The organism is Candidatus Wallbacteria bacterium, assembly GCA_028687545.1.
Taxonomy (GTDB): Bacteria; Muiribacteriota; JAQTZZ01; order JAQTZZ01; family JAQTZZ01; genus JAQTZZ01.
This window is the reverse complement of the sequence record JAQTZZ010000009.1, coordinates 43,318-54,612: the sequence shown is the minus strand read 5'-3', so window position 1 is coordinate 54,612 and position 11,295 is coordinate 43,318. Positions and strand designations below refer to the sequence as shown.

Annotated in this window: 10 protein-coding genes; 6 read left to right on the top strand and 4 right to left on the bottom strand. The window is 45.2% G+C overall.

All coding sequences use genetic code 11. The annotated features are described in order from the left end of the window. The first annotated feature begins 86 nt into the window (after positions 1-86). On the top strand, positions 87-557 hold the full coding sequence (locus PHW04_06290; protein ID MDD2715487.1) for a (2Fe-2S)-binding protein: 471 nt from the start codon (positions 87-89) through the stop codon (positions 555-557). After that, entirely contained in the window at positions 554-1,390 is an 837-nt protein-coding gene (locus tag PHW04_06285; GenBank protein MDD2715486.1) for an FAD binding domain-containing protein, read from the top strand. Before PHW04_06290 ends, PHW04_06285 begins: the two co-directional genes overlap by 4 nt. Here the strand turns inward: PHW04_06285 and PHW04_06280 are convergent. Continuing rightward, the gene (locus tag PHW04_06280; GenBank protein MDD2715485.1) at positions 1,293-1,772 is read right to left on the bottom strand and encodes an NUDIX hydrolase; all 480 of its coding nucleotides are present in this window, start codon (positions 1,770-1,772) and stop codon (positions 1,293-1,295) included. The genes PHW04_06285 and PHW04_06280 overlap by 98 nt on opposite strands. Positions 1,773-1,854: 82 nt before the next feature. On the opposite strand from PHW04_06280, the gene PHW04_06275 reads away from it, so the two are divergent. The 4 genes from PHW04_06275 to PHW04_06260 are packed head-to-tail and all read left to right on the top strand — an operon-like array spanning position 1,855 to position 8,331. Then, positions 1,855-3,633 carry a transglutaminase-like domain-containing protein gene (locus PHW04_06275; GenBank protein ID MDD2715484.1) on the top strand — a complete coding sequence of 593 codons (1,779 nt, stop codon included), beginning with the start codon at positions 1,855-1,857 and terminating at the stop codon, positions 3,631-3,633. Positions 3,634-3,635: 2 nt separating this feature from the next. Continuing rightward, a complete protein-coding gene (locus PHW04_06270) occupies positions 3,636-5,834 on the top strand; it encodes a tetratricopeptide repeat protein (GenBank protein MDD2715483.1) in 2,199 nt (732 codons plus the stop codon). Then, positions 5,834-7,864 (top strand): SpoIIE family protein phosphatase, encoded by a 2,031-nt coding sequence (locus PHW04_06265; GenBank protein ID MDD2715482.1) that lies wholly within the window; start codon positions 5,834-5,836, stop codon positions 7,862-7,864. Before PHW04_06270 ends, PHW04_06265 begins: the two co-directional genes overlap by 1 nt. Next, the gene (locus PHW04_06260) at positions 7,864-8,331 is read left to right on the top strand and encodes an STAS domain-containing protein (GenBank protein MDD2715481.1); all 468 of its coding nucleotides are present in this window, start codon (positions 7,864-7,866) and stop codon (positions 8,329-8,331) included. Before PHW04_06265 ends, PHW04_06260 begins: the two co-directional genes overlap by 1 nt. Here the strand turns inward: PHW04_06260 and PHW04_06255 are convergent. Genes PHW04_06255 through ricT form a run of 3 tightly spaced genes read right to left on the bottom strand, consistent with a single transcriptional unit; the run spans position 8,328 to position 11,231 of the window. Further along, entirely contained in the window at positions 8,328-9,719 is a 1,392-nt protein-coding gene (locus tag PHW04_06255; GenBank protein MDD2715480.1) for a bifunctional folylpolyglutamate synthase/dihydrofolate synthase, read from the bottom strand. The two genes, PHW04_06260 and PHW04_06255, sit on opposite strands and share 4 nt — an antisense overlap. Beyond that, positions 9,716-10,261, bottom strand: coding sequence for an ECF transporter S component (locus tag PHW04_06250; GenBank protein ID MDD2715479.1), 546 nt, complete (start codon positions 10,259-10,261; stop codon positions 9,716-9,718). Before PHW04_06250 ends, PHW04_06255 begins: the two co-directional genes overlap by 4 nt. Next, a complete protein-coding gene (ricT, locus tag PHW04_06245; protein ID MDD2715478.1) occupies positions 10,236-11,231 on the bottom strand; it encodes a regulatory iron-sulfur-containing complex subunit RicT in 996 nt (331 codons plus the stop codon). Before ricT ends, PHW04_06250 begins: the two co-directional genes overlap by 26 nt. Between the last annotated feature and the right edge of the window lie 64 nt (positions 11,232-11,295).

The window sequence follows — 11,295 nt, the reverse complement described above, 5'->3', positions numbered from 1 at the left end:
TATCGGATTTAGGCGCAGCCTGGATTAGAGTTGAATTGATTTAAAAGCAGCCTAGCGATATTATTAAACCAAGGAGGAAAAATCTGATGAAAATCGGTTTTAAAGTCAATGGCAAGTCATATAAACTGGCAGGGGACGAGTGTACCACCCTGCTTGAACTTCTGCGTGATAAACTGAACCTGGTCGGCACAAAAGAAGGCTGCGGCAAGGGTGAATGCGGGGCCTGTACTGTTCTCCTGGATGGAAGAGCGGTAAATTCATGTCTGGTGCCTGCGACACAGGCTCAGGGAAAGGAAATCATCACTGTGGAGGGACTGGAAAAAAACGGAGTGTTACATCCGCTGCAGAGGGCTTTCATAAGTGAAGGAGCTGTACAATGTGGCTTCTGCACACCAGGAATGCTGATCTCAGCCTATGCCCTTTTAATGGAAAAAAAGAATCCTACAGAGCAGGAAATAAAGACAGCCCTGTCCGGAAACCTCTGCCGCTGCACAGGATACGATAAAATAGTCAAAGCAGTGATCCGTGCAGCTCTGGAAATTGGAGACGAGCATTGAAAAATCGAATCTACAAACCACGGGACAGAAAAGAACTTCTGCATCTGATGGAAACGCTGGACCCTTATCAGATTGTCAATGGCGGAACAGATATCCTGGTGAAGCTGAAAGAGGGAAAATTTTTCGATTCTTCGCTGATCGATATTCATGATCTTGAATTTCTGCAGGGAATTGATTCAGAAGAATCTGTGCTCCGGATCGGTGGTGCAGTTACGCTTTCAGAAGTTGCGCGAGACCTGCGGATCGGCAGGGATCATCCCGAACTGGCTTCTGCCTGTCTAGCTGTAGGTTCTCCTCAGATCAGGAATCAGGGTACACTCGCTGGAAATGTAGCCAATTCATCACCGGCCGGGGATACGATTCCAGCACTCCTTGTTAATGAAGCCAGGCTTTCCATAGATGGAATTGCCGGGAAGCGTGAAATTGAACTCAATGCTTTCTTTACTGGTCCGGGTCTGAACATACTGCAGAGAGGCGAATATATAGAAAAGATAATCATTCCAGCTGCAAACGGTGCAGGAGTGTTTCTGAAAATGGGGCAGAGAAAAGCTCTGGCAATCGCCAAAGTGTCTCTGGCGGTACGGCATGACACTTTGTTCAGGATCGCGCTCGGTGCTGTTTACAAGACTCCTGTCCTGGCCAGGAAAACAATGGACTATCTCAACAACTGTGCAACTGTCGGACAAGCTGAGCGTGCTCAGGCGGCAGAAATCATCCGGACAGATTGTGAACCGATTACAGACATCCGTTCCGAAGCCGGGTACCGTCTGGACATGGTAGTCTATCTGCTAGATAAAGCGCTGGATCAGATAAAAATTTTACAAACTCACTGATTATTTTATTGTGATCAAAGGCCAGTTTCAGATCTGGCAGTTCTTTGAAAGGAAAAAGAGAGGTTTCCTTCGCGTCATCTGCAGGCTTAGCTTGAGCAAGGGAATCGGTCGGGATCAGATAGATAATACTGGCAGTATGGCTGCGGGGGTCACGATCCGGGTCTGAAAAAACCCCAAACAGATATATATTGCTGACCCTGAGAGACGTTTCTTCGAGCATTTCCCTGCGCAGGGCATGCTCCACTGTTTCACCGTAATCAACGAATCCTCCAGGAAGGGCCCAGCAGTCTGCAAACGGTTCGTTTTTCCTTTTAATCAGCAACAGCCGCCTGGAATCGTAAATCAAACCGTCAACTGTCAGCGAGGGATTCTGATAGATCATTCGGAAATTATACCATAAACAAAATTCTGAGAGTAGACACGCTGCCCTGCTATTATGTAAAATACAGGTTGAAGAGGGAAAATTGAGAACTTTTCTATTGTTTTTGTTTTTCGCCTTTACCCTTCATGCAGAAAAATTTTCCTATTACAGAAACGGAATCAAAATTCTGGATCTGACCAGGGATTTCCGCGAAGAGAGATATGAGAGCAGGACTTGCCGTCTTTTTATTCTGACATTCAGCGAAAAAAAGGGAGAGGAGGAATCAATTCACGAAGATACATACTATGAGTACACAGATTCCAACCTGAATCCTGTCGCAATTCTAAAAAAATCAAAAATCAATGGAGAATTGATTGAAAATCTTGAGATTAAATTCCAGGCTGGAGCGGCTGTTTTTTTCTTGGATGGAACAGAATTCAGAAGATCAGGAGTTCCTGAAAATTTTTATCTGAAATTTACGCTGCCCGAACTTTACCGTGAAAATAAAATTACTGATTATGAAGTCAGCGAGTTTGATGTCTTTGACGAAGAGACCTGCAGAGTTTCCAGGATGACTTCCAGAAAACTTGGAGACAGATTTAAGCAGGGAGCTTTGGAAGAATTTGCGGTTAATTATTGTGGAAGAGAGCAGAATCTTTTTTTTAACTCCAGCCGGGAACTGTTGACTCTGCTTGACTCTGATCTTCAGCTGATAATCCGAAGGATGGATGAGAGCAGCGAACCGATTGCACCGTTATGGGTTCAACCAGTCTGTTCACTGGATTGCTCAGCGATCACAGATTGTGAAATTGAAGTTGGACTTATCGAGGCCATTGCGCCGCTGCTTGTAAATGGAACTCTTACAGAAATTAAAAACCAGCGGACTTATCTTAGTGCTTTGAATCATACCGGCAGACTGCCCAAAAAGATCAGTCACACCATTAGTACGGACGAAATTTCTGTACTGGCCGGGCAGATCGTGAAGGGAGAAGAAAACCCCGAATTAATAATTGCCCGGATTTCCGAGTTTTGCAGAAGACTGAAAGTAGAACTGGAAACAGGGGTGCAATTCAGATTCCCGGCTGATGTAATCAAATCCGGCACTGGCACTCGACTGGAAGTTGCACTGCTGTTCAACGCTCTTCTCAGGGCAGTTGGCATGGAAGCCCAGGATTGCGTTGGATTTATATATACTCAGGGGTTTTTCCGCCAGGATTTCTGGGGTAGACTTCATCTGGGAAAAGATGTGCTGGATCTGAACTATTCCGGATTACAGGAAGCACTGTATTTTCCGATCTGGGAAGGAGATCTGACAGGCAAGTCCGGATTAATCTCAGATCTCTCAACATTGAACTGGATCAAGCAGTCAGCCAGGATCACACAGTACTCAAGGTCCGGCAAACTGATCCACCCTTTGGATAACGAACCGATCCATCAGCGGATCGGGGACAGTTTTATCTCAGAACGTTTGAATTTCACTTTTTCACTCAGCAATTCTGAATTCACAGATCAATACGGAGAGTTCAATGAAATAAGGCTTCAAATACTCGGCACAGAAAAAAGTCCTGTAGAAATCCGGGTCAGCACCGAACCTGTCGGATACTGCTCCAATCTGCAGGAAGCACTTGCGCACCACGTGAAAGTATTGGAAAAAGAATCGCGAGATTTTCAGTTTGGCAGTTCTGCTATTCCAGCACATCTTCCGAATTTCATAGTGATGAATTATCTGATCGGCAGGCCTACGGAAAGAAAAAAAGTGTTTGAAGCGCTGCGGCTTGGAAAGGATAACCTATACAAAATCAGATTGGATACAGAAGATTCAGTTGACGGGGAACGATATTTCATGGATATCCTGAAAAGTTTTGAGGAAATCAAGAGTTGAGTATGAAACAGTTTAGATCAGTTGAGACTGATTCCCTGCCAGAACTTGAAGGGCAGTTGATGGCGACAGAAAATCCGGTTGAAATCGCGACTCTGTTGAAAAAGATCGCGTATACAGGGGTAAACAGAGCAGCAATTATTTTAAAAACCTATCTGAACCATGGTGATAAAAGGGTCAGAGCCAACGCGGTGGAAGGTTTAGGATATTTTAATGATCCAGAGCTTGCACCGTTTTTACTGGGATATCTGGAACGCGAATCCGATCCTAGAATCAAAGGAAACATTATTAAGATCCTGTGGAAATACGGAACAGGGCCGATTCGTGAAGAATTGAAAAAAATGCTGGTTTCTCCGAACTTGTCCGAATTAAAAAGTGGGCTTCATGTCAGTGAGCAAATTGACGATTCTCTGACTTACGAACTACTGACTGAAGCGAGTTCGGAAACATCCAGGGAGTCCCGCAGACTGATTCTGGAATCCCGCAGAAAACTGAGCAGTGCCCCTGCTAAATATATTGTTTTCGGATCAAAAGTGAGCAAATATACAGCAACCATTCTGGGATTAATTTTTTTGTACTTTGCCTTCGGATGGCTGTATCGGCAAATACCGGACAGAGGGAAAAAAGGCGAGGACATCAACAAGGTAGCTGTGAATCAGCTGCACAGAACTATCGCTGAAGCCCTAGGCCATGAAAACTATTCTCTGGCAATCGAATACTTGGATCAACTGTTAAGACTGACTCCTGTTGACAGAGAACTTAAATTAAAACTGGCTTTCTGTTACTATCGCTTGGGCAGCCTCGATAACGCGGAGGCATATTACCTGGAATCAATCAAAGACTTTCCGCGGGAGGAAGCCTTTCACGGGCTGTGCAGGGTTTATTTTAAAAACGGGAATCTGGAGAAGATGCTCAGCCTGATCATTGATTATCAGAAAAATTTCCCCAAAGGAAGTTTACGGGAGATTCTGGAAGCAAATAAATTGCTGATGGAAAAAGGGCTCGAAGCTGCAGCAAGTTACCGGGAAACATTGACTGTTCCCGCAGAACCACTTTGTCAGATGGCTCTGAATGACTTAGACCTGGAAATCTCAGCCAAGAGTGATTTGGAGCGGAAAAACAACCCATCCAGATACGCCGTTTTTCTGATCAAGAAGGGAGATTATCAGGGAGCGATTGGGGTTTTCAGAGATCTGATCGATTTCGACAGCAGACCCACAGAAGCCTATTTCATGCTTGCTGACTGCTATCTGAAGATCGGGAGTCCCGAGAAAGCCCGGAAGATTCTGCAACAACTTCTGTCCCAAGGTTATTCAAGAGGGAGGGTTTACGCCAAACTGGCAGAGGCATACCTGTCGTCTGGAGATTACGGGGGTGCATATTACATGTGCAGACAGGGAATTACACGTGGAGAATCTCCTGAATTGCATCTGCTAATGGCCAGGATTTCTTCCTGGTTCCGTGCGGATGAACAAGCCTGTCAGGAAGTGGACAGGCTGCTTGGAGTTTCCACCGAGCCTTCAGTAAAATTTGGCGGATATCTTCAACAGGGAGCTATTTTCCACAGGGCTGGTAATTTAGCGGCATGTCTTTGCAGCCTGGACAGAGCTTTGAAAATAAAACCGGATGACCCGGAGGTCGGGATTAAAATGCTTTCAGTCAGAGTGGAAGCTGGCACAGAGGAGATTGAAGATCTGATTCTGGAAACAGATAAATTATGCCGCAAGGATCCAGCAAACCCTGAATTGAATAACCTCCTGGGTATTCTATATTATAAAATGGGGAAACTTGAACCTGCGATCTCATGTTTTAAGCGGATTATGGAACATGAAATTTCCGACTGGAAGCTGGTAGCCATGAACAATCTTGGAATCTGTCATGCCAAAGCCGGACAGTTGAGTGAAGCCGAGCAGATACTGGATCTGGCTTTCAGAACAAGTTCAAACCCTGATGTGTGCTGCAACCTGGGGAGACTTTATCAGCAGCTGGGGCAGAATGAGCGTGCCAGATCAAGATATTTTACAGCATTGAAAAGTGACCCTTATCATATGCAGGCGCTTTTGGGATTGACCGGAAAGACTCACAAAGCCGGGGACGAAGAACTCTCTGAAAAGCTCAGAGAGATCTTTAAAACAGTTTTAGACCGGAACAGGATGGCCGAACCAGATTTTTCTGATTACCTGCCAATCTACGGGGTGGAATAATGTACTTCTACGAATCGATCAATGGAAAGCCTGTCAGGGAAATCGCACGGCCCCAAAAAGACATCGTGGTACTGGGGAAGAATCCTGATTGTGACCTGGTCTTGAAGCTCAGAGGAATTTCAAGACATCACTGCAGGATTGTGTTTGAATCAGGGCAATTTTTTATAGAGGACACAGGGTCGACGCTGGGTACGTTTTTAGAAAAGAAAGAGGTTTTAGAGAAAACCCGGATTAGAGATCTGAGTCCTGTCAGCATAGGTGAATTAGAGTTCGTTGTTTCAGAAATTCCACTTTCGTTTGCAAAGGAACTGAAAACAACCAGGATGATCATTGAGAGTTATCTGGAGCAGTTCCCAGATTTTCCAGCGGAGTTCAAGAAAGCCCTGGAAAAAGTAATCAGCGAGATCTCTACTCTTTACGACATTGCCAGGCAGATCAACAGCGAGGAACAATCCCAGCAGATATTCAACCATATCATGGACAAGATAAGCTCTTTTTTCGGAGTGAAGCGCGGGTTTATCATGCTTCTGAATAAGGAGGGAAAATACAAACCCGTTTCGATCAAGGAAGTGGAAGACTACTTTGACGAAGGAGAATATCATCTCAGTAAAACCATTGTAAATAAAGTGCTGCAAAGTGGAGAAGGCTTTTTCACTGCCAACGCTGCTGCAGATACCGGGCTTGAGATGGCCAAAAGCGTCATCCAGTATCAAATCCATTCAGTGATCTGCGTACCGCTTGTTTCAGGGAACCGGAGACTTGGCCTGATTTATCTGGAAACCGAATCTGAGCAGCCGCCGTTCAAGGTGAAAGATCTTTACTTTCTGCAGGCCATAGCCGAACATCTCGCGATCATCCTGGATAAAGAAAGGCTTTACAACGAGCTTGCGGAAAACAAAGTGATCAGCGAACAGCTGCATCTTGCACAGGAGATCCAATATTCCTGTCTTCCTGCGGAATTACCTGAGGTTGACGGGATGTATTTTGATGCTCATTGCGAATTTGCCAGGGAAACCGGAGGCGATTTTTATGATTTGATGGAATTGGACGGTGGAAGGCTTGCGTTTCTGGTAGGAGATGTCTCGGGCAAAGGGATTCCCTCCGCCCTTTTGTCCACAATGGGAAAAGGAATTTTCCGTGCTGTACTATCAGAAGCCAGGAGCCCTTCTCAGGTTCTGTGTACTGCAAACAGGATCCTGTATCAGGAAATCAAAGGGCTGTTCCAGAAAATGTTCATTACATTGTTCATCGGTATTTATGACCACAAGAAGAGGGAACTGACTTATTCTTCTGCCGGGCACGAAAGCGGGTACATTGTCAGGGGAAAAGAGCTGCTGGAACTACCTACACAGGGAATGCCACTAGGTGTAAATAATGATAGCAGTTACACCGAAGGAAAACAGGTGCTGGAAGAGCAGGACCTTGTATTCATCTACACGGACGGAATTCCTGAAATGAAAAATTCAAGCGGAGAATTTTATGAAACAGAAAAACTGCAGAAGTTCATACTGGAAAAGACACCCGCGAATCTGCTCAAAAAGAAGCTGATCCGCAATCTGGCTGAATTTCAGGGAGAAGCCGATCTGTCCGATGACCTTACATTTCTGTATCTAACCCTGGCACCGGAACTGACCTATGTTGCGGAAATGCCTTGTGATTTGAAGACTTTGGATGATTTCGTGCGTTCCGCAGAAACGTTCCTTACATCGAACGGAGTCAACGGTGAATTTCTGGATGAAGTTGTGATCTGCCTTTATGAAGCCCTGACCAATGGATTGAAATATGGAAAGAAAGGTTTTCCGGTGGAACTCAAACTTCAGATCCTGAACAACAAACTTAAAGCAGTGGTTAAAAACAAAAAAGATCAGATGAGACCTATCCCGGCTTTAAATCTTCGGACGCTGATGGACAGCCAGACGATTGGAAAAAGAGGACTCCCGCTGGTGTCCAAGCTTACCAACGAGATGTTTTTCAAGTGTGACGAGGAAGACACCAGTTTTTATTTTTATAAAAATTACGGAGGGGACTGATGGAGATTACAATTAAAAGAAAGAATGCAGGAGTTAGAAAACAATATTCTGATGAAGGATCGCTTAATCGTGAAATAGTTGTAACTATAGTAAGTGTGAAAGGCAATTTTACCGCAGCAAACTGCCGGGAACTTGAGGACAAAATCACAGATCTGATCCTGAATGGACTTGGGAATATTGTGCTTAATCTGTCTGAAGTAGGGATGATCGACAGTATGGGAGTTTCCACCCTGCTTAACATTCTCAAAATGGTCAAGCAGTATCAGACCAAGGCTGAAATCAAGATTACTGAACTTTCCAAAGGAGTGAATACCAGACTCCTGTTCACGACTCTTACGGATGAGGAAATCAAGCTGATCGCTCCCCAGAACGGGAGGGCTCAGAAAGTCTTGAAAATGGTGCACCTGCAGGATCTGATCACAATATATGATGACGAGGAAAAGGCGGTTCACAGCTTCGGGGGCTAGTTTTTTTCATTCACTCTAATCTTGTCCAAAGCCTTGAGACAACTGCCAAGAAGATAAAGTGAGCCCGTGATAATCAGCGGCAGGTTTTCCCTTCGAGCAATTTTCAGGGCTTTTTTCAAGGCATTTTCATTTTTTCTGGACACACAGATCCTGTTTTCAGGCAGATATTTAGTCAGCTCAGCGAACAGACTCTTCAACTTGAGAGTGCGCGGACTTTCAACTTCTGTCAGAACCACTTTCTTCATACGGGGAGCTAGGATGCGGATGAATTTACCGTATTCCTTGTCTTCGAGAATCCCAAGCAGAAAAAGAATTTTCCTGCCGCAAAATTCCTGTTCCAGAAATTCAGACAGTTTCTTTCCGCTGATCTGGTTATGCGCTCCGTCTAAAATCACCAGTGGATTATGACTGTATACCTGAAGCCGGCCGGGCCAGCTGATCAGGGAAAAGTCGCGAGTGGATACATTTACAGGAAATCCGATTTTCGAGAGCAGTTCAAGGGTGAGCAGCGCGGCTTTGAGATTTTCCAGCTGATGTGCTCCGGGTAAGGGAAAAAAAAGATTGCGGTACAAAAGTTTATTCCCTTTGAAAACATCAAGATGGAGGCCGGAGAGATCCGATTTTTGCACGGCAATTCTGTAATGTGAGGGAGCATAAAAAAGACTGGCGCCAGGGCTTTCTGTCACTTTCTTCCGGATTACCGGAAGGGTTTCAGCTCCCCGGTTGACATTAACGACCAGGCTGTTTTCTTTGATGATACCTGCTTTTTCGGCTGCAATCTGGGCTAGAGTGTTGCCCAGGATCCGGATATGGTCGTAATGGATCCTGGTAAGCACGCAAATATCACCGTCAGCAACGTTTGTCGCGTCCAGACGACCGCCGAGTCCTACTTCGACAATCGCCAGTTCGACATGCTCCTTTCTGAAGATGTAATAGGCAAGGGCCGTGAAGATCTCAAAAAAACTTGGTTTAGCGCCGAGTTCAGTTTCAACCTGCAGTATAGCGGGCCAGATTTCACTGAAATTCTCTGCAAATTTGTTTTCGCTGATCTGCTGATTATTGATCCTGATCCGTTCACAGAAACTCACCAGATGCGGGGATGAAAAAAAACCGGTCTTGATCTTTCCGGTCAGAACTCCACTCAGGATCGCTCCAGTGGAACCTTTGCCCTTTGTACCTGTGATATGGACGATGCGGTATTTTTTTTGCGGATTTCCCAGAATTTCTGAAAGTCGCTTGATCTTGGCCAGTTCATATTTGACGCCTGTATTGATGATGTTGTCCAGTTCACGCAGGGCTTCCTGATAAGTAAAGCGGTAAACAGCACTGCTCTCGGATGAGCTATGCTTTGATGGTCCAGACAGTGGTTTCTGAAACAGTATTTTCATCTCAGGCCTGCCAGAAAGACCGCGCTGAATTTTTTGTAGGAAAAATAGGTCAATAAACCGTTAATGACTCCCTTTGCAAGGTTGAAGGGGATCACGGCAGAGCAAAGGTAGTGATTCAAGACAACGGGATCTTTGAGAAACCCAAGCACCAGGGGGGCCAGGGTGAGGTTTGCCAGATACATTACCGCTGTGAGGCTGCCAATCGATAGTATGATTCCGATTGCAGCACCTGGCTTGGTGTGTATTTTACCGTAAATAATCACTGTGGGCAGAACAAAGGATAGACTTGCCAGTAAGCTCATGAATTCCCCGAAAAGAGGATATGGAGAAGGCTTAAGAAGAACGTGGCAGAGATTTCTGATGACAAGGATCAGAAAGCAACTCCCGGCTCCGCTGTAAAGTCCGGTCATCAGAGGAATCACATCGCTCGGATCGAATTTCAGAAAAGTAAAGGAAGGGATTAGTGGTATCTCTATCAGCATCAGGAGGAAGGAGGCTGCTGATAGCAAGCCCAGTTTAGCGATTTTCTGGTTTGTTTTCATGCTCTTTCTTGACTTGCTTGAGGTCAGCTGCGTCCACTTCCTTGATGGACTCGTCTTCCAGCATGATTTTGATTCTATGCTTCAAAATATCCAGCGAGAGGACTCTGGCTTTTTTTCCTTCATAAAGCACTGCCTCATTTATTTCAGGCAGGCATTTCCGCTCACAGAGATAGGTTTCATTCTCATAATTCAGACAGCAGAGAAGCCGTCCACAGATCCCGGAAATTTTACCGGGGTTTAGAACCAGGTTCTGATCTTTGGCCATTTTAATGGAAACGGATTTGAAATTCGTCAGATAGCAGTTGCAGCAGATATGCATGCCGCAGGGACCTATACCGCCGATCAGCTTGGTTTCATCTCTTACACCGATCTGCCTAAGTTCGATTCTAGTCCTGAATACAGAGGCTAGCTGCTTCACAAGTTCGCGGAAATCGACTTTACTTGGAGCAGTGAAATAGAACATGATGCGGCTGCCGTCAAAAAGGTAATGGACCTTTACCAGCTTCATCACCAGATTGAGTTTTTCGATCTTTTTCTTGCAGATGTCCATGGCCTTTGCTTCGCGGTCTCGGTTGCGGTCTTCCTGGGAGAAGTCAGCATCCCTTGCCAGTTTCACGAATCGAGCGAAGTACTGCACGTCTTCATCACAGAGTTTATGTTTGAAAAATTTCAGGACAGAGACGAATTCTTTACCACGTTCAGTATTAATGACCCAGTGATCCATGAGTCTGATCTGATCCTGATCAGGGTTAGTGTCTAATGGAGCGAAAAAGATGGTCCGGATTTCCTTGATCAGGCAGACCGCATACTCGCTTTCGTTCCCCAGATATTTTTTAGTATAATCAGGGACTTCGACTTTCTTCTTGCCGCCCTTTTCCCCTTCTTCCTCTTCCATCACTTTCTTGAATTCATCGCTCTCGTCAGGATCGAGGAACATCATCTTATACTGCAGCAGTTTTTCTTCGTCCATGCCAAATCCTCAGTAAAATTTCAATGGTTAAAAAAATCTCGTAACAAGGTATCAAAAAAAGGGC